Source organism: Ruixingdingia sedimenti (assembly GCF_031432425.1).
Taxonomy (GTDB): Bacteria; Pseudomonadota; Alphaproteobacteria; order Rhodobacterales; family Rhodobacteraceae; genus Ruixingdingia; species Ruixingdingia sedimenti.
Genome location: NZ_JAVKPH010000011.1, coordinates 73,462 through 96,235, shown reverse-complemented (window position 1 = coordinate 96,235; position 22,774 = coordinate 73,462). Strand labels below are relative to the sequence as shown.

Sequence of the window (22,774 nt, the reverse complement as noted above, 5' to 3'; positions counted from 1 at the left end):
CACGGCGCCCGAAGGCGCCGTGCAGGGGTCAGTGATGGGCGGCGGCGGCGCGGCTCGCGGCCGATGGCTCTTCCGGCGGGGGGGCCATCTCGCGCCGGCTGATCAGGGTGTAGAACATCGGCACCACGAAGAGGGTGAAGAGCGTACCGATGCTGATCCCCGAAAAGATCACCAGCCCCATGGAATAGCGCGCCGCCGCACCGGCGCCCGCGGCGACGATCAGCGGCACCACGCCGAGCGACATCGCCGCCGTGGTCATCAGGATCGGCCGCAGCCGCACCTTGGCCGAGGCGACGATCCCCGCCCGCGCCGACAGCCCGCGTTCACGGCGGATCTGGTTGGCGAATTCCACCAGCAGGATCCCGTGCTTGGTGATCAGCCCCACCAGCGTGATCAGCCCTACCTGCGTATAGATGTTCAGCGTGCCGAGCCCGAGGTTCAGCGGGATCACCGCGCCGAAGATCGACAGCGGCACCGACATCATGATGATCAGCGGGTCGCGGAAGCTTTCGAACTGCGCCGCCAGCACCAGATAGATCACCACCACCGCCAGCGCGAAGGCCAGCACGATGGTGTTGCCCTCCTTCACCTCCAGCCGCGACTGGCCGGAATAGTCGATGAAGAACCCGTCGGGCAGCAGCGGCCGGGCGATATCCTCCAGCATCTGCAACCCGTCGCCGGTGGACACCCCGATCATCGGCAGCGCCGTCAGCGTGGCGGAGTTCAGCTGGTTGAACTGCTCGATCGCAGCGGGGGAAACGGTGGTGGAAATGTTCACCACCGCCGACAGCGGCACCATCTGCCCGGTGGCGGAACGGACATAGAAATCCCCCAGCCGTTCGGGATTGTCGCGGTATTCCTGCGGCACCTGCATGATGATGTCGTAGCTGTTGGAATCGCGGTCGAACTGCGCGATGGTTCCGCCACCCACCAGCAGGCCCAACGTGGCGCCGATCTGCGCGGGCGGCAGGTTCAGCGCCGCCGCGCGGTCGCGGTCGATGCTGATCGACACCTGCGGCGCGTTGAAGGCCATCGAGTTCTGCACCACGATGAACCGGCCGGTCGCCATCGCCTCGTTCTTGATCTGCTCTGCCACCTCGTAGACGCGCGAGGGTTCGCCCGTGGTCTGGATCACCATCCCGATGGGCAGCCCCCCGCCCGCCCCCGGCAGCGAGGGCGGCGCGAACACGAAGGCCTGCACCCCCGCGACCTTGGTCAGCCGGCCTTGCAGGTCGGTCTGCAACTCCTTCTGGCTGCGGTCGCGCTGCGACCAGTCCTTGAAGGCCCAGAGCGCGATCCCCGAATTCGTCGCCCCGCCGAAGCCGACGATGGAAAAGTTCGCGTCAAGCTCGGGCAGGTCCTTGGTCAGTTCGCGCATCTGGTCGATATAGACCTTGGTATATTCCGAGGTCGCATAGGGCGGCGCGTTGACCAGCGAGAAGAGCGCGCCCGAATCCTCCTCGGGTGCAAGTTCGGTCGAGGTGCGGGTGAAGGCCCAGCCCGTCACCCCCACCAGCACCACCACCATCAGCAGCGTCACCGGCCGGAAGTCGAGCGAGGAGTCCACCCGCCGTTCGTACCAGTTCGCCAGCCGCTCGAAGGTGCGGTCCACGAAACGCTGGAACCGCGAATGATTGCCTGCCTTCAGCAGCCGCGCCGACATCGTGGGCGTGATCGTCAGCGCGACGATGCCGGAAATCACCACCGCCCCCGCCAGCGTCATGGCGAATTCGCGGAAAAGCGCGCCTGTCAGCCCGCCGGTGAAGGCCAGCGGCGCGAACACCGCCGCCAGCGTGATCGTCATCGCGACGACGGGGCCGAAGATCTCCTTCATGCCGATGAAGGCCGACTGCATCGGGGAAAACCCGTCCTCGATATGGCGGTGGATGTTTTCCACCACCACGATCGCGTCGTCGACCACCAGCCCGATCGCCAGCACCATCGCCAGAAGCGACAGAAGGTTGATCGAATACCCAAGCACATAGAGGATGAACAGCACCCCGATCAGCGACAGCGGGATGGTGATGATCGGCATCAGCACCGACCGGAACGACCCGAGGAACAGCAGGATGATCAGCACCACGATCCCCACCGCCTCGGCGATGGTCTTGAACACCTCGTCGATCGAGGCGCCGATCTGTTCGGTGGAATCGTACATCAGGGTGATCGTCATGCCGTCGGGCAGGCTGTCCTGGATCGCGGGCAGTTCGCGCAGCACCTCGGTCGACAGGTCCAGCGGGTTGGCCGAGGGCGTGGGGAACACGCCGATGAAGGTGCCGGGCTGGCCGTTGAAGTTCACGATGGTGTCGGTGGATTCCGCCGCCAGTTCCACCCGCGCCACATCGCGCAGGCGCACCACCTCGTCGCCCTGCGACGCCAGCGGCAGTTCCCCGAACGCCTCGGGCGTCTGGAGCGTGGAACGCATGGTGATCGCATAGGTGACGAATTCGTTTTCCGTCTTGCCGGGCGCGGCGAGGAAGTTGGCGCTGTTGACCGCCGCCATCACCTCGGACGCGGTGATGCCCCGGCCGGCGAGCTTGATGGGGTCGATCCAGATCCGCATGGCATAGTTCGCCCCGCCCATGATCTGCACCTGGGCCACGCCGGGGATGGTGGACATGCGCGGGCGGATCACCCGCTCGATATATTCCGTGACCTGTTCCGAGGTCATGTTGGGGTTCTGCAACGCCAGATACATCGTGGCGAAGGACATGCCCGTGCCCTTGACGATGGTCGGGTCCTCTGCCGCCTGCGGCAGTTGGCTGCGCACCTGCTGGACCTTGGACATGACCTCGGTCAGCGCGGTGTCGGGATCGGCGCCGAGGCGCATGTTCACCGTCACCACCGAGGCCGAGGGCCGCGAGGCGGAGGTCACGTAGTCCACGTTTTCCGTCGTCGCCACCGCGCCGGCGATGGGCGAGGTGACGAAACCCTGGATCAGGTCGGCAGAGGCGCCGGGATAGACCGTGGTGATGGTGATGACGGTCTCGTCCACCTTGGGATACTGGCGCACCTGAAGGTTCGCCAGCCCCTGGAACCCCAGAAGCAGGATCAAGAGACCCAGCACCGTCGCCAGTACCGGGCGCTTGATGAAGATGTCGGAAAAGCTCATTTCGCCTCCGTCGCCTGCACGGCGGGGTTGACGGTATTGTCGATGGCGACGGGGGCGCCGTTGAACAGCCGGTTCTGCCCCGCGGTGATCACCTGATCGCCGGGCGCCACGCCCGACACGATCTCGACCCGCCCGCCCGTCCGGCGGCCCGAGGTGACGAAGACCTGCCGCGCCTCCAGCATGTCGGGGGTGTCGGCCTTGGGCCGCGCGACATAGACGTGATCGCCGTAAAGGCTCGCCAGCAGCACCGTCAGCGGCAGGGCGATCACGCCCTCTTCCTGCGGCAGTTCCACCCGGATGCGCACGAACTGGCCCGGGGTCAGCCGGCCCTCGGGGTTCTCTATCGTGCCGCGGATCGCGACCATGCGGCTCGACGGATCGACGCGCGGGTCGATCCCGGAAATCGCGCCGCGGAACGCCTGGTCAAGCCCCTCGATGCGCACCTCTATCGGCTGGTCGATGCGCAGGAACGGCAGTTCCTGTTCGGGCAGCGAGAAATCGACCCGCATCGTCGACAGGTCCTGCAAGGTGGCGACGATGGTGCCCGGGGCCACATATTGCCCCAGATCGACGCGCGGCAGGCCGATGGTGCCGGCGAAGGGCGCCATCAGCTGGCGCTGTTCCACCACGGCCTCCAGCTTTTTCACCTGCGCCTCGGATGCGGTCGCCGCCGCCTCGGACTGTTCCAGCGACACGCTGGAACTGACGCCCCGGCCCACCAGTTCGCGCGCGCGTTCCAGCGTCTGGCGGTTGAGCGCATATTGCGTGCGCGCCGCTTCCAGATCCGCGCGCTGCACCACATCGTCGAGTTGCAGCAGCAGTTGCCCCGCCGCCACCTGCGCGTTCGAGGTGAACAGGATCTGCTTGACGATCCCGGCGGTTTCCACCGTCAGTTCCACCCCCTGCGCGGCGTTGACGGTGCCGATCGCCTCTATCGCGGGCGTCCAGGGGCCGGGCTGGGCCTCTGCCGTCGATACCGTATTGGGCACCACCGGCTGGTTGGCGAAGAAATCCGCGATCATCTTGTCGCGGAACAGGTTGAACCAGACCACGCCACCGGCGACGGCCCCCAACAGAATGATGGCGATGAAGAGGCGCTTGAACATGAAATCCGTCCCTGGAAGCCGGCAATGGGGTTGGCCCGGCAGGTGCAGCCTGCGCTGCCTTGCCTTGCGCGGCAAGTAAGTTTACCGTCCGGACGGTATTGTCAAGGGGCCGAGCCGATGCGCCAGGAAAAGATCAGCACCCGCCAGAAGCTTTTGCGCGCGGCAGAGGAACTGGCCGCCGAAACCGGCGCCGGGCATCTGTCGCTGGAGGCGGTGGCGGCGCGGGCGGGGGTGTCGAAGGGCGGGTTGCTCTACCATTTCCGGTCCAAGGCCGAACTGCTGGAGGCGATGGTGGCCGATTATATGGAACGCGCCGCCGCGATGCTGGGCGAACCCGGGCGCAGCGCGCGGCCCGATGGCGTGCTGTCGGCCTATCTCGACATCGTGGAGGACGAATGCCGCCGCCACCCCGACCCGCCCGCGGGCCTGCTGGCGGCGCTGGCGGAAGATCCCGGCATGCTCGACCCGCTGCGGCGGTGGGAACGCGATTTCCTCGCCCGGATCCGCGCCAATGCCTCGGACCCGGCGCTGGCGGCGCTGGCGTTCCTGGCCATGCACGGGCTGCGCAACATGCGGCTTCTGAACATCGACGCGGTGGATGACGCGACCCGGGCCGAGGTGCTGGCCTGGCTGCGCGCGCGGCTTGCCCCGCAGGGCTGAAATCGGCATTCACATAGCGGTTTGGCCGGGCGGGATCAGGAAACGCACCGCGTTTCCCCCGCCCGTTCGCACGGCGGTGCCGCAGGGACGGTGATGCCGGGAAAACTGGAAAGGCCAGCGCCTGCCCCGGCGGGCGCTGGCCGGGGGCTTGGGGCCCCCGGCCGGACAAGCGGAACCGGCAGGATGTGGCGAAGGCACGCGCCATCGCCAGCCAGACGAGGGGGCTGAATATCAACCCGCCCTGACGGACGCGCCCCGCCTCAGCCCGCCGCGGCGGCGGGAATGTCGGCCGGGGGGCCGGCCTGCCAGCGGGCGAGGATCGCATCGTGCAGCGCCACCACCGGCGGGGTTTCGGCCTCTTGCGGGGTGGCGAAAAGCCCGCCGCGGCTTTCGCCCGAGGACCAGGTGATGATGAAGGGCGCAAGGATCATCGGCACCACCACCGGCGAGAGCCAGAACACCAGCACCGGCGCCAGCCACCATGTGCCCGCCAGCCCCGCGATGCCCCAGATCACGATCCAGTGTGCGGCCTCCCACGCGCGGGCCAGCGGCACGAAACCGTCGCTGCGGTTGTGCGCGGGCCAGCCCGCGTCGCGGCCCATCAGCACCTGCAACACCGAACGGGTCTGGAACATCAGCAGCACCGGCGCCGTCACCGACGAAAACAGCAACTCCGCCAACGTGGACCCCATCGCCCGCAGCGCCCCCCCGAACCCCCGCGCCCGACCGCCGATCCCCGCCGCCAGCGCGATCAACAGCTTGGGCAGCAGCAGCAGGCCGAAGATCCCGATGGCCAGCCCGATCGCCTTCGACGTCTCGTCCGAGGGGAACACCGGGAAGGGCCAGTAGGGTTCGGGGAAATAGTCCAGCGGCGGCGTCAGCGAGGGCGCGGCGATGCTGGCGGCCATGAACGCCAGCCAGAACAGCGGCGCGATATAGGCGAAGATGCCCTGGACAAAGACGAAGCGGCTCCACGGCCGCAACCCCGGCGCGGCCAGAAGGCGGCTGTGCTGAAGGTTGCCTTGGCACCAGCGGCGGTCGCGCTTGGCGTGTTCGACGATGTTTTCGGGGCCTTCCTCCCAGGATCCGCCCAGATCGTCGTCCAGCCGCACCCGCCAGCCCGCCCGCGCCAGCAACGCGGCCTCCACATAATCGTGGCTGAGGATATGGCCGCCGAAGGGGGGCTTGCCCGCCAGTTCCGGCAGGCCGCAGGCCTCGGCGAATGCGCGCATGCGCACCAGCGCGTTGTGGCCCCAGAAGGGCCCGGTGCGCCCCTGCATCATCGCCAGCCCGCGCGCGAAGACCGGCGAATAGAAGGCGGCGGAAAACTGCATCGCCCGGCCGAACCGCGTGCGGGCGCGGATGATCTTGGGCAGGGTCTGCAAGAGGCCCAGATCCGGTTCCGCCTCCATCCGGCGGATCATGGCGAGGATCGTCCCGCCCTCCATCAGGCTGTCGGCGTCGAGGATCAGCGCATGGTCGTAGGCGGCGCCGGAGGCCTGGATGAACTCCTCGACATTGCCGGCCTTCTTGCCGCGGTTGTCGGCCCGGCGGCGATAGAAGATCCGCCCCACGCCCTCGCGTTCGCGCAGAAGATGCAGGAACCACAGCCGTTCCTGCCGGGCGATGGCGTCGTCGCGGGTGTCGGACAGGATGGCGAAATGCACCTGCGCGGGGGCGGCGCCGGCGGCGGCAAGGCTTGCGTCCATCGCCGCGATGCGCGCGAAGGTGACGGCCGGATCCTCGTTGTAGACCGGGACCAGCACCACCGTGCGCCCCGCAATGGGTGCATCCGGCAGCACCGGCGCACAGGCACGGGGAACCCGGGCGCGGGTAAACAGCCCCATGACCCCCTGCACCGCCCCCCAGGCCAGCCACCAGGTGGACAGGAAGATGAGCACGGACCGCAGGATGTCGATCCATTGCAGCCCGTCGGCGGACCCGAACTGCAAGAACAGCATGAACGCCCCCGCCCCCGCGGCGAGGCTGAGCACAAGCGCCACCGCCCGCGCGGGGGCGGCGCCTTCGCCGGAACGGCGCGGGGGGGCGGGCATGGTCAGTGCCCGGTGCGCGGGCCGCTGGTGCGGGCGTCGCCAAGGCCGAAAAGGCGCAGCGCCAGCCCCGCGCGCACCGCGCCGGGGCCGCGTTCGAGCACCTGCCGCGGCATGGCGAGCGGCGCCACGGGCGGTGCGCCCAGGGTTTCCGCCAGACGGTCGGCATCCAGCCCGGCAGAGGCGGTCCCGGAAACGGCGGTAAGGTCGAGCATCAGATGTTGATCCACTGATAGAGCCAGGTTTCGGTCAGGCGGCGGTCGTAACCGGCGATATGCGCGCCAAGCTCGACCGTCGCCCCGTTCTTCGCGGCGACGTCCATGACGACGCGCCAGATGTCGGTGCCCGCGATGCGCTGCATCGTGGTGGTAATGATCTCGCCGTTCAGCACCGAGGTCACGGCCTTCACGTCGGCATCCGCGGGCAGCTGCGCAAGGATCCCGCCGCGGAAGTCGATCACGAACTTGCGCTGGCCGGGATTGGGCGTGCCCCCCGAAATGCCCGCCTGCCCGGACCGGGTTTCATGCACCCAGGCGAGCGTCTGCGCCGGATCGGGCGCCAGCGCCCCCCACCGCAGCCGATAGGCGAATTCGCGCGCCTCGCCCGCCTTCACCGGCGCCTCGGGCACCCAGAAGGCGACGATGTTGTCGTTGATCTCGTGCCCCGTCGGGATTTCCACCAGCCGCACCGATCCCGCCCCCCAGTCGCCGAGCGGTTCCACCTGCAACGAGGGGCGCAGTTCGTACCGCGCCTCGGGGTCCTGGTAGTTGTCGAAATCGCGATCGCGCTGGTAAAGCCCGAAGGCACGGGGCGAGGCTTCGGCGAAATAGGATCCGGCCAGATTGGGGGGGTTGTTCAGCGGCCGCCACAGCATGTCGCCATCCGCCCGCGCGATGCGCAGCCCGTTGCTGTCATGCACATTGGGGCGATAGTCGTCATAGCCCGCGCGGTTCTTTTCCGCGAAGAGGAACATCGAGGTCAGCGGCGCCACGCCCAGTTGCACCACATCTGCGCGGAAGAACAGCCGCGCCGTCACCTCCATCACCGTTTCCGCCCCCGGGGTGATGATGAAACGGTAGGCGCCCGTCACGCTCGGCCCCTCCAGCGCGGCATGGACGACGGCATGCGCCGCCCCGGGGGCCGGGCGTTCCAGCCAGAACCGGGTGAAGCGGGGAAATTCCTCGGGCGCGGTGGTGGCGGTGTTGATGGCAAGGCCGCGCGCGCTGATGCCATAGGCGTTGCCCCGGCCCACGGCGCGGAAATAGCTCGCCCCCAGAAAGGCCACCAGTTCGTCCATGACGTCGGGGCGGTTCAGCGGGTGGTGCAGCCGGAACCCCGCCAGCCCCGGCAGTTCGGCATCCGGCGGGATGCGGTCGGCCAGCTGGTTGCGGTATTCGAAATCGGCGGTGGTGAAATGCATCTCCTGCGCGCGGCCGTCCACGACCTCGAAAAGCCGCACCGGATCGGCATAGAGCCAGCCCATGTGGAACCCGTGCACCCGGAACCGCAACGCGGGATCCTGCCAGCGCGCGTGGTCGGGGCGAAAGCGGATCTGGCGGTAGTCGTCATAGCCCAGTTCGCCCAGAAACCCCTCGGGGCGCGGCGCGGGTTCGAACGCGCGGGCGGCGGCGGCGCGCATGTCTGCGGTCAACTGGTCGAAGGAAAATTGCTGCGCTGCGGCATCTTCTGCCGGCGCCTGCTGCGCCCGCGCGATCCCCGCCCCGCCCCCGCCGGCCGCAAGCGCGGCGAGGCTGGCCGTCCATTTCAGCAGATCGCGCCGCCCCGGCATCGGGCTACGGGCAGAAACGGCAAACATCGGACCACTTTCCATACGGTTGCGGGCGACCCTTGGCACAGAGTCGCGACCGCTCTGGCATATCGGTGAGTCGACCGAATTTGCAAGATCGTCCTGCATGCCGGCGAAATCCCGCCGTGCGGATTCGCGCCGGTTGGGCATAAAAATGCCACGTCGGGGCGCTGGCGCGATTTTGCATATGCAGAATGGGGGGTGCCGGTCCATCCTGTCGGGCCCGCGCCGCCCGGTTTCCCTGCGCGGGCCCGCTGTCCCACGGGCGGGGACAGCCCGCCCGCGCCCGCGCTGCCATCCTGTCCAAAACGGCAGGAGACCCCATGACCCCCGACTACGGCACCCGCGGACAGACCGTCGACATCGGCACCCATCGCATCTTCTACCTGCAATCGGGGCCCGACGACGGCCCGGCGATCCTGTTCCTGCACGGCTGGCCGGAACTGTCGCGCAGCTGGCGCCATGTGCTGCCCTGCTTCGGCGCGCTCGGCTTTCGCGCCATCGCGCCGGACATGCGCGGCTATGGCGGGTCCTCGGCCTATGCCGACCATGCCGCCTATGCGCAGGAAAAGGTGGTGGGCGACATCATCGGGCTGGCCGATGCGCTCGGCATCCGCAAGGCGGTCTGGGTCGGGCACGACTGGGGCAGCCCCACCGCCTGGCTTCTGGCCGCGCATCACCCCGGGCGCACCCATGCGGTGGCCAGCCTCTGCATCCCCTACCGCACCATCGAACGCGGGGTGGATGCGCTGGTGGATCTGGTGGACCGCGATCTCTATCCCGCAGACCTCTACCCCTGGGGGCAATGGGCCTATCAGGTGTTCTACCACCGCCAGTTCGGCCGCGCCTGCGATGTGCTCGGCGCCGATCCCTCGGCCACGATCCGCGCGCTGATGCGGCGCGGCAATCCCGACGCGCTCGGCAAACCCAGCCCGCATGTGCAGATCTTCGCCAATGGCGGCTGGTTCGGCGGCGCCGACCGCGCCCCCGACCTGCCCCGCGACCCCGCCGTCCTGTCCGAGGACGACGTGGCCGCCTATGCCGAAAGCCTGTCCCGCAACGGCTTTTTCGGCCCCGACAGCTATTACATGAACGAGGCCGCGAACCGCGCCTATGCCGACCGCGCCCCGAACGGCGGCGTGCTGGACATGCCGGCGCTCTTCATCGCCGGGCGCTACGACATCACCTGCGAATCCGTCCTGTCGCGCTTCGGCGATCCCATGCGCGCCCATTGCCGCGACCTGACCGAGGCCGTGGCCGACAGCGGCCACTGGATGGCCCAGGAACGCCCGCGCGAGGTCAACGCGATCCTGGCCAAATGGCTGGCGGCGAAGGTGCCGGGGATCTGGCCCGCAGGCTAGAACCCGTCCCGGTTCATTTTCTGTCCCTAAATATCCCGGGGTCCGGGGCAGCGCCCCGGCGCCGCCCCCGCCACCGGCCCCGCCCTACCCGGCCGCCCCCGCCGGTTCCCGCTGCATCCGCAGCCAGACCACCGCACCCAGCATGATCACGCAGAGGATCACCCCGAACCAGTTCAGCGGGTACCACCCCAGCCGTTCCTGCAGGAACCCCGCCAGGAAGGTCGCCAGCGCCGTGGTGCCGAACACCATGAAATCGTTCAGCGCCTGCACCTTTCCCCGCTCGCTCAGCCTGTAGCAGGTCGTCACCAGCGTCGTCGCGCCGACGAAGACGAAGTTCCAGCCCACGCCGTTCAGCGTCATCGAGATGCGGAAATGCCAGGCACTCTCGCCCATCAGCGCCACGACGATGCCAAGGGCGAGGATCGCCACCCCGGCCAGCATCACCTGCGTCGTGCCATAGCGCGCGATCAGGCTGCCGGTGAAGAAAGAGGGCACGAACATCCCCATCACATGCAGGAACAGCACCCAATGCGCCTCGGCATGCGGCAGGCCGCAGGCGACGATGGCCAGCGGCGAGGCCCCCATCAGGAAGGCCATCGCGCCATAGGCGACCATCGCGGCCAGCACCGCGGCGACGAACCGGGGCTGCGCCGCGATCACCCGCAGCGGGCGGGGCGCCTCCTCGGGGCGCGGGGCGATGCCCGGCGGGGGCGGGGCGGCGATGGCGGGAAAGCGGATGAAGGCCATGCCGAGGATGCTCAGCAGATGCAGCCCCGCCATCACCGCATAGGTCATCAGGTAAAGCGGCAGGATCTGGTCATGCGACCAGCGCACCAGCCCCGGCCCGATGATCCCCGCGACCACGCCCCCCGCCGTGACCCAGGAAATCGCCTGCGCACGATAGGCGCCCGGCACCAGTTCCACCGCGGCGAAGCGGTACATGTGCACATTCGCCACCGCATAGCCCAACACCACCGCGCCCAGGCACATGGTGACGAAACTGGCGAGGTAGAGCCCCAGCCCCACGATGCCCGCGCCCACCAGACCCACCACCGCGCCCAGCATGAAGCCCGCGCGCCGCCCGATCCGCTGCATCAGAAGCGAGGCCGGAAACACCCACAGCATGATGCCCAGATGCTGCATCGTCATCGGCAGCGTGGCCAGATCGCGGTTGTCGTAGAAGGTGACGACCGACAGCGCGGTGGCCGCGAACATCATCGTGTTCGCCGCCTGCCCCAGCGCTTGACATCCCGCCAGCAGCAGCAGGTTCCCCCGCGCCCGGGGCGCAAGTCCCCCTCCGGCCGTACCGGCCGCACCCGCAATCCCCACCGTCATCGCTGTCCAATCTCCTGCCCCGAACCGGCGGCGCCTGCCATGGGGCGGCGGGCCTGTCGCATTCCCGTTGCGGGGGCGCTCCTCCTGCGCCGGGTCCGCGGCGTCAGCAAAGGCCGCCCCCGCGGCATTGTCAACCGCAGCCGCATGCCGTCACCCTTGCGCGGGCGCCCGCGCCCGCGCGGCCACCACCGACAGCACCAGCGCCAGCCCCAGAAGCACCGCCCCCGCCAGCGGCAGCGCCGCCGTCACGCCGCCGCGCGCGATCAGCACGCCGCCGATCCCGGTGCCCACCGCCTGCCCCAGATAGACCACCGAGGTGTTGAGCGCGACGGTGGCAGAGGCCAGCGCCGGCGCCAGCACCACCAGCCGCCCCTGCTGCAACGAATTGACCGCGAAGGCGGCAAGGCCCCAGATGCAGACGCCCAGCAGGAACAGCTCGAACCGCCCGAACCCCGCCGCCGTCACCACCAGCCCCGCCGCGATCAGGACCAGCGACACCATCACCCCGCGCCCCACGCCCCAGCGGCCCACCAGCCAGCCCGCGGCCTGGTTGCCGATCACCCCGGTGATCCCCAGCAGGACGAAGACCAGCGCCAGTTCCCCCGCCCCCGCGCCGAACACATCCTGCAAAAGCGGCGCCAGATAGGCCATCGGCACGAACTGTCCCGCCAGCGAACAGAGCGTCACCCCCAGCACGCACATCAGCGCCGGGCTGCGCAGGACCCGGGTCCAGGACGACAGCACCAGCGGCTCCACCCGCAGCCCGCGCGGCAAGGTGAACGCGACCGCCACGGCGGCCAGCGCCGACAGGACCGCCAGCCCCGCAAAGGCCGCGCGCCAGCCGAGGACATCGCCCAGCAGGCTGCCCAGCGGCAGGCCCACCACCGGGGCCAGCGACCAGCCGGTCATGATGAAGGCGATCGCCGCCGCGCGGCGCTGCGGGGTGACGATCAGCCCCGCTGTCGCCGCCGCCTGCGGGGTAAAGATCGCCGCCCCCACCACCGTCAGCGCCCGCAGCACCAAGAGCGGCACGAACCCCGGCACCAGCGCGGCGGCCAGATGCCCCAGGGCATAGATCGCCAGCGCCGCGACCAGCAGCCGCCGCCGGTCCACCCGCGTCGTCGCCCAGGCCAGCACCGGCGCCCCCACCGCCACGACGACCGCGCCCACCAGCACCACCAGCCCCGCGGTTTCCGCCGGGATGGCGAAATCCGCCATCAGCCCGGTCAGCAGGCCCGAGGGCAGCATCACCCCCGTGCCGATGACCAGATTGCCGGTCATCAGCGCCCAGAGCATGGCATGCGGCGCGCGGGGGGCGTCAGGTCGGGTCATCGGGGACGGGTTCCTTCGGGCAAAGCAGCGCCGATCAGGCCCGCCGCAGGGGCCGGCGTATATCCCATCCGCATGGTACTCCGCCCGCCGCCCCGCTGCGGGCATGCGGCAGGCGCCGGGCGGTTTCGGGAAGGATCAGCGCGGCATCGGCGGTTCGTTCAGGCCGAGGCGCGCGGCGTGCCAGGCGGCTTCGGCGCGCGAACCGATGCCGAGCTTGCGGTAGATGATCTTGATATAGCCCGCGACGGTCGTTTCCGCGATGCCCATCTGGGCCGCGACCTCGACATTGCGCAGGCCCCGCGCGATCAGCGCCAGCACCTCGGTTTCGCGGTCGGTCAGCGTCGCGCCCGCCTCCGCCACCGGGCCGGTGTAGCGGAAATGTTCCATGATCCGCCGGGCGATGGCCGGGGACAGCGCGGGGATGCCCATCGACAGCTGCCCCAGTTGCCGGATCAGCACCGCAGCCTCGTTTTCCTTCAGCAGATAGCCGTCGGCCCCCGCCGACAGCGCCGCCACCACGCTGGCGTCGTCGCCCATCACCGTCGTCACCACGCAGATCGTGGGTTCGCCCGCCGCCCGGATCTGGCGCAGGATGTCGAGCCCCGACCCGTCCGGCAGGCCGAGGTCGATCAGCGCCAGGTCGAAAGTCCGCGTCAGCAGCCCGCGTCCGGCGCGCAGCGACCCCGCGCTGTCCACCGTCGCGCCGGGAAAGGCGGTGGCGGCGATATCGGCCAGCCAGCGGCGGGTTTCGGCGATGTCCTCGACGACCAGCACATGTTTCATGCCGCAAGACTCCGGTCGGGGTCGGGCGGACAGGGGGGCAGCGGCAGGCGGGCGCGCAGCGCCGTGCCCGTGGGTTCGGCCGCAACCTCGAACCGGCCGCCGCATTGTTCCACCCGGGCGCGCAGATTGCCCAGGCCGTTGCCGTTCTGCCCCGGTTCGCCGGAAAGGCCGCGCCCGTTGTCGGCCAGTTCGATCGCCAGCGTGCCGTCCTCTGCCGCCAGCCGCACCCGCGCCCGCGTGGCCCCCGAATGGCGCAGCAGGTTCGACGTGCCCTCGCGCAGGATCGCGCGCAGCGTGTGCACCGTCTGGGGCCGCAACGTGACCTCCGGCAGATCCGTGTCCTGCCAGTCGAGCGCGATGTCGGCCGCCGCCAGATGTTCGCCGATTTCCGCCCGCAGGTCGGCCACCAGGCGCGGCAGTTGCCAGGGCTGGTGGCTGGGATTGGCGATGATCTCGCGCAGGTCGCTCAGCGTCTGGCGGATCAGGCGGTCCTTGCGGTCGATGCCCGAACTGTGCAGCGCGCTCATCAGCAGCACGCCGATGTTGTCGTGCATGTCGCGGTTGATGCGGTGGCGTTCGCCCTCGACCGCGGCGGCATGGCGGCGGTGCTGGTCGATAGCCCCGTGCAGCAGCGTCAGCAGCAGCGCCGCCTGCCGCCTGTCGGCCGACGAAAAGAGCCGCGTCCCCCGCCGCGCCCAGTGCAGCCGCAGCCCCGGCAGCCCCGCACCCGGCGGCAGTTCCAGCGCCTCGCCGCCGTCGGCCAGATGGACCTCGGGGGACAGGGTGTCGGGCAAGGGGGCGATGGACAGCGGCGCAAACACCTCGCGGAACAGGCCCTCGTAGCGCGCCTGCGCCTCTTCGGGGGTGACGGCATGGGCCACGGCGGTCAGCCGGGCATAAAGATCCTCTGCCGAAAGCGCCCGGTCGCGGCGCAGCCAGACCGCCATGCGTTCGCGCAGCGGCAGATAGACCAGCCCCACCAGCGCCAGCGACAGGCCGAGCGCCGGCCCGCGGTCGAGCGCGAGGCCGTAGACCAGCGCCACGTCCAGCGCCAGAAGCAGCAGCACGCCGCCCACATAGAACAGGATGCGGAACGACCAGTCCGCCAGATCGAACAGCCGGTACCGCGCGATGCCGAGCGCGAGCCCGGCATAGATCAGCAGGAAGAACAGGAACCCCGTGCTCTGTTCCACCAGCGGCGGACGGTCGAGCACGGTGGGCAGGATCACCGTCAGCACGAAGGCCCCTGCCCCCACCGCGACCGACAGGCCGAACCAGCCCAGCATCGCCCGCGCCGAAGGGTCGCGCCGCGCCATCAGCACCTGCGCCAGGATCACCGCCAGCAGCACCAGCATCGTCACCGACACCGCCGTCGGCATCTGCGGCACATGGCGCGGCCAGTCGTCGACCTGCATCAGCAGGATCCATCCCCCGATCAGCAGCGCCGGCAGGGCGGTCAGCGCGCCGCGCACCACCCGCCGGGGATAGAGCAGGAACAGCGTCACCATGCCGATGCCGAAGGTCAGCGTGCCGGTGGCATTCACCCGGCTGGCCAGCGCGAACACATCCGCCGGCAGCGCCAGTTCCCGCGTGCTGTAAAGCGCCGCGCTATGCGCCGCCAGCGCCAGCCCCCATCCCGCCAGCAGGAACATCCAGGCCGAAAGCTCGCGCAGCCGCAGCGAGGCGACCCAGGCCCCCAGCCAGATCCCCGCCAGCCCGACGCCGATCTGGGTCCAGAAGCTGACCGGCAGGTCCGACACCGGGCGCCTGGGCGCGGGCCGGATCACCTGACCCGAGGGCTCCAGCCGCAGGGGGCCGTCGCGCGCCGCCGCCAGCGCCCCGGCCAATGCCTCCTGCCGGTCGTAGAAACGGCGCAGCGCGGGCACGCTGCCGAGCATGTCGGGTTCCTCGATCACATCCGCCGGTTCCAGCACGATGCGCCGCCCGTCGGGGGTCACGATCGCGGTGGCCGGCGCCCCCGCGGCCAGCCCCGCCGCCGGGCCCGCCCCCGCCACACGCGCGATGCTGAGCGTCGTGCTGCCGGGATCCGCGCGCAGCGACAGGCCGGCCCAGGGTTGCTGCGTCGCCAGCCAGACCACCAGCCCAACCTGAACCAGGCCCAGAAGCACGGCCGAAAACAGGACGGAACCGGGGGTCAACACATGGCGCATCGGTTGCAGATTGGCCCTGAAAACTCTGACAGGCCAGAGTTTTCGTTGCTTAACACCGGGGGGACGGAATCCCACCCCCCGAACGGGGGGGAGACGTTGCGGCAAGTCGCGGCACATAACGGTCGCGGCCGGTATCCGGCCCGTTTTGTACAGGGGAGAGACATGAAACAATTTGCGAGGCTGATGGGCAGCCTGGGTGCGGTGGCGCTCGTCGCCGGGTGCATGGGCAACGGCGGTGGCGGGGGCGGTGGGGGCGGCGGCGGTGGGGGCGACTACCAGGCCGAGTTCGACCGTGTTTCGGGCCGGGCACCCACCTCGGACATGCCCACCCGCTTGCAGGCCGATTATTCCGGCCGCCTGCGCGCCGATGTCACGGACGCGACGGTGTCGAACGGCGAAACCGGTGTGGTCGAGGGCGATCTCGCCATTTCCGTCGACTGGACCGACGGGCAGACCGCCGACCCGTTCTCGGGCACGGCGTCGAACTTCGTCATTACGCAGGGTGGGCAGAGCGAGAACCTCACCGGCGAGTTGCAGGTGGATTCCACCCTCGGCGGCGGTGCGATCCAGCGCGTGGTGAACCCGGCGATGAATGTGGGCGGGGTGAACGTGCCCGAAACCCAGGTCGGCTCGTTCCAGTTCAACATGGGCGGCGACCTGACCGCGTCGGATGGCACGGTGAACGAGGTCAACGTGCTGATGGGCGGCAGCTTCTTCGGGCCGGGGGCCAATGCGATGATCGGCGCCGTCTCGGGCGGCGCGCGCGAACAGGGCAGCACCAATCCGGCCCTGTTCGATACAACCATCGGCGGCACGTTCTATCTGGAACAGAACTGACCGCAGGATTTGACCGCGGGCGGGGATACTGGGGTCCCGGCCCGCGATCCGCCCCGGGCTGCGCGGCCCGTGTACCCCGCGTGGCCCGGGTGTGTATCGGCAGACCCGCCGCCCCCACCGACAGACCGGATGACCGCCCGATGGCCCTGCGCCCGTGGATTGCCGCGCTGATCTTCTGCCTGCTGCCGCCGCTGGCCGCGCGCGCCGATCCGGCCGCCGCCACGCTTGCCGCCGCGGAACGCGCCGCCGCTTCCGGGCAGGCAGAGACCGCCATCGCCCTGCTCGAACCCCTGCGCCCCGGGACGGAGGCGGACGAGATCCGCCGGCTCCGGGCGCTCGCCTTCGCCTATGGCCGGCAGGGCCGCCCGCGCGCCGCCATCGCGCCGCTGGAACGGCTGGTGGCGCTGCGCCCGCAGGAGGTGCGCTATCGGCTGGAACTGGCCGCGGCGCTGGCGCAGGCCGGGCAGGACGACCGCGCGCGCTATCATTTCGAACTGTCGCGCGGCGCGGGCTTGCCGCCCGATGTGCTGGGTCAGGTGCAGGCGCGCATCGACACGCTCGACCGCCGCAAGAACTGGGAAGGGCATTTCCGCTTCGCCATCGTTCCCGAAAGCAACGCTGCCCGGCGCACGGCGGCGGAACGGGTGACGGTGGGCGGCTGGGTGCTGGGCATCCGCCCGGCCGCGCGCGAACAGCCCGCGAACGGGGTGGAACTCGGCTTCGGGCTGGCGGCGCTGCCGCGGCTGGGGCAGGATCTGCGCGGGCGGCTGGGCTTTTCCGTGCAGGGCCGGTTCTTCGACAGCCGCGCGCCCGACGACATGTCGCTGCGGGTCGAGGCCGGGTTGCTGCGCTTTGCCGATCAGGGCCAGCGCGTGACGGCAGAGGTGTTCGCCACCCGCCGCTGGCTGAACGACAAGCAACTGATGCTGACGCCCGCCGGACAGATTGTGCGCACCCCCACGCTCTACAGCACCGGGACGGGCGTGTCGGCGAGCTATGCCCGCGACATCGGCGCGCGGTCCACCTTCTGGGGGCAGTTGCTGACCGAAAGGCTGGACTACGGCGCGCAGCGCGGCGAACAGCAGCGCACCGCGCTGTCGCTGCAATTCACCCATATGGCGACCGCGCGCCTGCACCTGCGTTTCGGCGCGCGGATCGAGGACCGGTCGAGCGACCGGCCCTGGCTGTCGGGAACGGGCGCGGGGGTCAATATCGGCGGGCAGTACCTTTTCGACGGCGGGCTGCGGCTGGGGCTCGACCTCCTGCTGGACGCCAACGATCACGAGGGGCTGCACCCGCTGTTCGGGGTGGAACGCCGCGACCGCCGCATGATGGTGCAGGCGGAACTGACCAACCAGAACTGGTCCTGGCGCGGTTTCGCCCCGGTGCTGCGGCTCAACTGGGAAAGGCAGAAATCCACCGTGGTGCTGAACCGCTACCGCAACCTCGGCGCCTCGGTCGGGCTGACGACCCGGTTCTGACCGCTGCGCCGGCGGCCCCTTGCGTCAGGGGGCGGGTTTCGCGGCCGGGGCGGGGGCGGGGGCCGCGTCGGCGGCTTCCGCGGGCGCAGGGCAGGTGTTGCGATAGGTGATGATCGGCCATTCGCCCTGCCGCACCGCGGTTTTCGCCAGCCACCCCGTGACCTCGCCGAACCGCGCCCGGCACCAGATGCCGTCCGAGGCGGTGAGGCACTGGTTGACCTTGATGCAGGCGCCCGCCGGGATGGTGCCGATGGTGCTGGCATCGCGCCGGGGCTGGTTGCGCACGACGAGATTGCCCAGCATCTCGATCTCGGCCAGCGGTCCGCCGGCGGCGGAAAAGGCGGGGGGCGCGCGCTCTGCCCCGGTCGCGCAGGTGGCGGTGGTGCCGACGTAATAGCAGCGGTGGCGCTGCACCGCCATCGCGATGTCCTGCGCCGCGCCGTCGCCGCCGGCGCGTTCCACCACCAGCCCCTTCTGGCCAGGCATCGTCACCCCGGTGATGCGCCGCTGGCTGCCGCCCAGTTCGGCGCGCTGTTCGTCGCCGGCATCGAAAAGCCGCAACACCCCGCCCTCGACGCTCCACGACGCGATCGCGCCGATGGCGTCGGTGCAGCCTTGCATCGCCGCCGCCATGCGCCCGTCGGCCGACACCGGATCCTTCCTGAACACCAGCGCGCAGGGATTGCCGTCGCGCGCCAGCAGGCTGTCGAACACGTACCATTCGCCCGCGAAAGCCTCGACCAGCTGCGCGCGCGATTGCGCCGCGGCGGGCGCGGCCAGCGCCAGAAGGCCGAAGGTCAGGGCAGGAAGAAGGGGGATGCGCATCTGGGTCTCTTGCTTGCGTTCGGGGGCGGGGGCGAAAGGGGTCAGCGGCGGCCGATCTCTGTCTGGCTGCGGGCGATGACGGCGCCGTCCGCCTCGACCACCAGTTCGACGTTCAGGTACGACTCCGGGCCGAAGCCGATGCTGGTGGCGCCGATGGCGGCGCGGCTGCCGTCGAGCGCGATCCGGCGCGACTGGCGGATGGTGCTGCCGCCGCCCGCGCCGGCATGGGTGATGCCGAGCGTGGCGGTGACGGTGGCGCCCGCCCCCTGCCCCGCCCCTTGGACGAAGCCCTCGATGCGCAACGTGCCCTCGCCCGGGGTCAGCTCGATCACCGGCACGACAGGCGGTGGCCCCGCCCAGGCCGCGCCCGCGACGGCAAGGCCCGCCGCCGCGCAGGCGATGCGCCCGAACCCGCGCATATCAGAAGGAATACTGGGTGATCGCCACGCTGCCGCCGTTCGACACGACGGTTGCGCCCTGCGGGTTCACCGCGTTGTTGCCGATCTGGGTATAGCTGGCGGTGGTGCCCGCGCCCTCGACGGTCAGGGCGTTGCTGTTGCCGCTGCCGACCTGCACCAACAGGCCCGAGGCCCCGGCGCCCCGCACCGTCAGCGCGCCGGAATTGGCCATGCCGGTTTGCAGGATGCTGCCCGAAGCCGGGTTCAGCGCATCGGGCGACGCAAGGTTCAGCGCCGCGACATTGCCGTCGCCGATCTGCTGGATCGAGCCCGTGCCGTAAAGACCGGAAATCACCGCCTCGGCGCTGTTCCCGAGGCCGAGGCCGGAAAGCGCATTGTTCTGCATCAGCGCCAGTTGCCCGCCGCTGCCGGTGATGGTCACGTCGGCGCGGTTGCCCGACCCGATCTGGCTGGCCGGCAGAAGGCCCGCTGCATCGCCCGCGACCCGCGCGCCGCGCGCGCCCTCCATGTCGAGATAGAGCGCGTTGCCGAGCGCACCGCTGGAGATCTGGAGAAGGTCGAGGCTGTTGCCGTCGCCGGCGAAGGCCGCCGGGGCCAGGGCAACGGCAAGGCCGACAGCGAGACTGGGAAACCTGAACACAACGCACCTCTTCGCCCTTACGGGCTCAGGTTAGCATCACCATCCGCCCTGGGAAACAACAATCATGTTGCCGGTGCCGGTCTGGCTGAAGCTCAGGCTGTTGCCCGCCCCGGTCTGGGTCACGGCGGCCTGGTTGAAATGGCCGGTGACGATGCCGGCGATGCGGTTGGCGGTGCCGGTCTGGGACATGGCGAACAGGTTGTCGCTGCCGGTCACGGTCAGGTCCAGCCGGTTGCCGAAGCCGCGCTGCACCAGTTCGCCCGCCGCAAGCCCCGCCTGCCCCATCAGCCGGTCGCGCCAGTCCGCGGCGCCGCCGTTGCGGTCGCCGTCGATGCGGATCTGCATCCCGTTCGGCGCGGCGCCCGGAACGGCGGCGGCGGCATTGTCCTGGGTGATGAACAGCAGGTTGTCGGCCCCGGCGATCGCGGTCAGCAGGATGTCGTTGCCCGGCAGCGGCAGCGGCGCCGCCCCGACGGCCCCGGCCAGCATCGCCGCCGCGGCAGCCGCCAGCCCCCGTCCCCAAACCCGCAAGCTCATGTCGCCCTCCCGATCCTTTGGCGCAGGATCGGAAGGAAAGATGGTCAAACTGTGAAGTTGCAGAGGAAAAATCGGGCCCCGGAGCCGGGGCCGGAACGGAAAGCCCGGCCGCGGGGGCCGGGCGCGGGATCACCCGATGGTCTCGTCCGCGCTGGCCGCGGGCGGGGGGGCCGGCGGGGCCGCCGTCGCGGCCGGGGGCAGCACGCGTTCCTGCACCGGCGGCAGCGCGCTGGTGCGCGGATCCGGCCGGGCGGCGGGCCGGGTCGGCACCACGCGGGCGGGGTTGCGCGTATCGGGCGGCATCGCCAGGCTCACATCCGTGCGCACGGTGGTGCCGCGGTATTTCTCGGCCCGGTAGAGCTTCAGCAGATCCTGCCCCGCCTTCCGGTCGGCGAAGTCCCAGATGCCCACATCGGCGCCTTCGAGGATCAGGCCGAACACCGCCTTTTCCACCGCCATCTGCACCGCCAGCTGCTTGGGCTCGTTCGCGGCCACGCCGGTTTCGACCTCGAGCAGCTTGTCCATCTCGATATAGCTGAAGATGCCGCCGCGCAGCGCGGTCGAGGCGACGGGCTTGTCCACCATGACGCTGGCCAGCACCTCGCCCGTGTCGGACGACACCGCGCGCAACGCCACCGTCACGATGTCGAGCTTCCATTGCTGGTCGCCCCCAACCCCCAGATAGCGCGCACCGAAGCCGCCGGTCTGGGTGTTGCTGTCATAGCCGACGATGGCGCCCTGGATGATGATCCCCGCATGGTGCAGCGGCGGGATCGCGGTCGGGTCGGGCTCCTGTTCGCCGCGGTAGAGGCGGCGCATTTCCGTCACGATCTGGCGTTCGCGCAACAGGTTGTCCAGCGCCGTGCGGTCGAGCACGCTGAACCAGCGCCGCTCGCCCGCGTCCTGCAACGCCTTGATCAGCATCGGCCCGCCGCCCTGGCTGACCGCGCGCGACAGCGACTGCACGGTGTCGCGTTCCCGGAACTGCCCCGTCAGATCGGGCAGGTCGTAGACGGAAACGGTGATGCGCCGGGCCGGCGCGGGCATGAGGCGCAGTTGCAGGTTCTGTTCGGTGATCCGGGTGACGGTGGCGGGATGTTCGACCAGCGACTTGCTGACCAGTTCGTCGCAGCCGGCCAGCGCCAGGGCACCGAGCAAGAGCGCCGCAGGGCGCAGGAAACGGGCGGGCAACGTGATCATGGGGCACTCGAGACAAGTTGGGGAACGACGATTTCCGTCACCGATCCGTCGAGCGTGTTGACGATCAGCAGGCGGATGGAATCGAGCGTGCGTTCGAAGGTGACGGTGGTGGTGCCGAAGGTGACGGTGCCGCTGTCCTGCGGATTGGGCCCGAAGATCGCATCCGTCACCTGCGCCGCCAGCGCCGACAGAAGCCGCCCCTGCAACTGGCGCACGAACAGGTCGGCGTCGCTGGTGTCGGGGGTGGTCGGGTCGCCGCTGCCGGTGCCGGCCCGCGGGGCGTCGCGCGCGGTCGCGGTGCGCTGCGCCCCCGCGATCGACAGAAGATGGCTGGAATTGAGCGGGTTGCCCCCGAAACTCGGGTTCACCGGGCGGTACACAAGATCCTGCGCCATGCCTGCGGTCGCCATCGCCGCCCCGGCGAACGCGGCAATGAGCCATGTCTGTCTGCGCATCGGCGTCCTCTTACTCGGAATGAAAATACTCGTTTGCCCGATTGCCTTTTTCTGCCCGTTGGACCGGAACATCGCAGGCCGCGGCCCGCCTGCCAATGCGGAATTTACCCGAGTCGAACCGATTGCGCCGGAATTGCACAGATGTTGCGGATTGGCAACCGCCCACCCGCCCCGCGCGGCAAAAGGAAAGGCGCCTGATTCGAATTAGCGAATTGCGAATCCGATGGATATGCAATCTTAGGTTGTATGGCCATTCACAATAATCAACGGCAGGTTTTGCGGCTATTGCGGAATACCATGCTGCGGCGCAGCATCTCGTTTCCAACCACGGCGGGATCACGCCGGGAACAGCAGGATTGTCGCCGACACCCCCCGCAATGACAAAAATTTGGCACGAATTTTGGAAAAATTGTGGCTTTTTCCGGCAAGGGCTGTCGAAATCGCTTCGGGGGCATGTTAACTCTGCCTCGGGGGAGCGCGGATCGTCTTGTGGCCTGGGGGCCCGTTTTCAACACGGACGATTCTGGTGATGGGAATTCGGCGGCAGGCCGGTTCCAGTCCAGCCCTGCGGAATATGTGGCCAGGCGCCTCTCCGGGCGCCCGGTCAGGTGTGTATCCATGCCGGAACGCCTATGGGCGCATGCCGGTTTATTGCCAGGAGA

General features: G+C 69.7%; 19 protein-coding genes. 4 read left to right on the top strand and 15 right to left on the bottom strand.

Annotated elements, in window-relative coordinates:
* Nucleotides 1–28 precede the first annotated feature (28 nt).
* Nucleotides 29–3,112, bottom strand: a complete 3,084-nt coding sequence (locus RGD00_RS11435) for an efflux RND transporter permease subunit (RefSeq protein ID WP_310457464.1) — start codon at nt 3,110–3,112, stop codon at nt 29–31.
* Nucleotides 3,109–4,218 carry an efflux RND transporter periplasmic adaptor subunit gene (locus RGD00_RS11430; RefSeq protein ID WP_310457463.1) on the bottom strand — a complete coding sequence of 370 codons (1,110 nt, stop codon included), beginning with the start codon at nt 4,216–4,218 and terminating at the stop codon, nt 3,109–3,111. Before RGD00_RS11430 ends, RGD00_RS11435 begins: the two co-directional genes overlap by 4 nt.
* A gap of 117 nt (nt 4,219–4,335) precedes the next feature.
* Between RGD00_RS11430 and RGD00_RS11425 the strand changes: the two genes are divergently transcribed.
* On the top strand, nt 4,336–4,878 hold the full coding sequence (locus tag RGD00_RS11425; protein ID WP_310457462.1) for a TetR/AcrR family transcriptional regulator: 543 nt from the start codon (nt 4,336–4,338) through the stop codon (nt 4,876–4,878).
* 260 nt (nt 4,879–5,138) lie between these two features.
* Here RGD00_RS11425 and mdoH read toward each other — a convergent pair whose 3' ends face one another.
* From mdoH to RGD00_RS11410, 3 genes are read right to left on the bottom strand one after another with little or no spacing between them, the layout of a single operon-like run.
* Nucleotides 5,139–6,932: a glucans biosynthesis glucosyltransferase MdoH gene (mdoH, locus tag RGD00_RS11420; protein WP_310457461.1), complete on the bottom strand. Its 1,794-nt coding sequence runs from the start codon at nt 6,930–6,932 to the stop codon at nt 5,139–5,141.
* 2 nt (nt 6,933–6,934) lie between these two features.
* A complete protein-coding gene (locus tag RGD00_RS11415) occupies nt 6,935–7,144 on the bottom strand; it encodes a hypothetical protein (RefSeq protein ID WP_310457460.1) in 210 nt (69 codons plus the stop codon).
* Nucleotides 7,144–8,745 (bottom strand): OpgD/OpgG family glucan biosynthesis protein, encoded by a 1,602-nt coding sequence (locus RGD00_RS11410; protein ID WP_310457459.1) that lies wholly within the window; start codon nt 8,743–8,745, stop codon nt 7,144–7,146. The genes RGD00_RS11415 and RGD00_RS11410 overlap by 1 nt, the downstream gene beginning before the upstream one ends.
* A 314-nt stretch (nt 8,746–9,059) precedes the next feature.
* Here RGD00_RS11410 and RGD00_RS11405 point away from each other — a divergent pair, with 314 nt between their 5' ends.
* Nucleotides 9,060–10,097, top strand: a complete 1,038-nt coding sequence (locus RGD00_RS11405) for an alpha/beta fold hydrolase (protein ID WP_310457458.1) — start codon at nt 9,060–9,062, stop codon at nt 10,095–10,097.
* An 84-nt stretch (nt 10,098–10,181) separates the two neighbouring features.
* Here the strand turns inward: RGD00_RS11405 and RGD00_RS11400 are convergent, their stop codons facing one another.
* From RGD00_RS11400 to RGD00_RS11385, 4 genes are all read right to left on the bottom strand, one after another.
* Entirely contained in the window at nt 10,182–11,432 is a 1,251-nt protein-coding gene (locus tag RGD00_RS11400; RefSeq protein ID WP_310457457.1) for an MFS transporter, read from the bottom strand.
* A 150-nt stretch (nt 11,433–11,582) separates the two neighbouring features.
* The gene (locus RGD00_RS11395; RefSeq protein WP_310457456.1) at nt 11,583–12,764 is read right to left on the bottom strand and encodes an MFS transporter; all 1,182 of its coding nucleotides are present in this window, start codon (nt 12,762–12,764) and stop codon (nt 11,583–11,585) included.
* Nucleotides 12,765–12,899: 135 nt separating this feature from the next.
* Nucleotides 12,900–13,547: a LuxR C-terminal-related transcriptional regulator gene (locus RGD00_RS11390; protein ID WP_310457455.1), complete on the bottom strand. Its 648-nt coding sequence runs from the start codon at nt 13,545–13,547 to the stop codon at nt 12,900–12,902.
* On the bottom strand, nt 13,544–15,718 hold the full coding sequence (locus RGD00_RS11385) for a sensor histidine kinase (protein ID WP_310457454.1): 2,175 nt from the start codon (nt 15,716–15,718) through the stop codon (nt 13,544–13,546). Before RGD00_RS11385 ends, RGD00_RS11390 begins: the two co-directional genes overlap by 4 nt.
* A gap of 162 nt (nt 15,719–15,880) precedes the next feature.
* Here RGD00_RS11385 and RGD00_RS11380 point away from each other — a divergent pair, with 162 nt between their 5' ends.
* Nucleotides 15,881–16,555, top strand: coding sequence for a hypothetical protein (locus tag RGD00_RS11380; protein ID WP_310457453.1), 675 nt, complete (start codon nt 15,881–15,883; stop codon nt 16,553–16,555).
* 140 nt (nt 16,556–16,695) lie between these two features.
* A complete protein-coding gene (locus RGD00_RS11375) occupies nt 16,696–18,036 on the top strand; it encodes a surface lipoprotein assembly modifier (protein ID WP_310457452.1) in 1,341 nt (446 codons plus the stop codon).
* Nucleotides 18,037–18,060: 24 nt separating this feature from the next.
* On the opposite strand, the gene RGD00_RS11370 is transcribed toward RGD00_RS11375, so the two are convergent.
* The 6 genes from RGD00_RS11370 to RGD00_RS11345 form a co-directional block, all read right to left on the bottom strand.
* Nucleotides 18,061–18,861, bottom strand: a complete 801-nt coding sequence (locus RGD00_RS11370; RefSeq protein ID WP_310457451.1) for an SH3 domain-containing protein — start codon at nt 18,859–18,861, stop codon at nt 18,061–18,063.
* A gap of 41 nt (nt 18,862–18,902) precedes the next feature.
* Entirely contained in the window at nt 18,903–19,280 is a 378-nt protein-coding gene (gene csgH, locus RGD00_RS11365) for a curli-like amyloid fiber formation chaperone CsgH (RefSeq protein WP_310457450.1), read from the bottom strand.
* 1 nt (nt 19,281) lies between these two features.
* Nucleotides 19,282–19,920 carry a hypothetical protein gene (locus RGD00_RS11360; RefSeq protein ID WP_310457449.1) on the bottom strand — a complete coding sequence of 213 codons (639 nt, stop codon included), beginning with the start codon at nt 19,918–19,920 and terminating at the stop codon, nt 19,282–19,284.
* Between the two features lie 36 nt (nt 19,921–19,956).
* A complete protein-coding gene (locus RGD00_RS11355; protein WP_310457448.1) occupies nt 19,957–20,457 on the bottom strand; it encodes a hypothetical protein in 501 nt (166 codons plus the stop codon).
* Between the two features lie 129 nt (nt 20,458–20,586).
* Nucleotides 20,587–21,657, bottom strand: coding sequence for a CsgG/HfaB family protein (locus tag RGD00_RS11350; protein WP_310457447.1), 1,071 nt, complete (start codon nt 21,655–21,657; stop codon nt 20,587–20,589).
* Entirely contained in the window at nt 21,654–22,112 is a 459-nt protein-coding gene (locus RGD00_RS11345; RefSeq protein ID WP_310457446.1) for a curli assembly protein CsgF, read from the bottom strand. Before RGD00_RS11345 ends, RGD00_RS11350 begins: the two co-directional genes overlap by 4 nt.
* Nucleotides 22,113–22,774 lie beyond the last annotated feature (662 nt).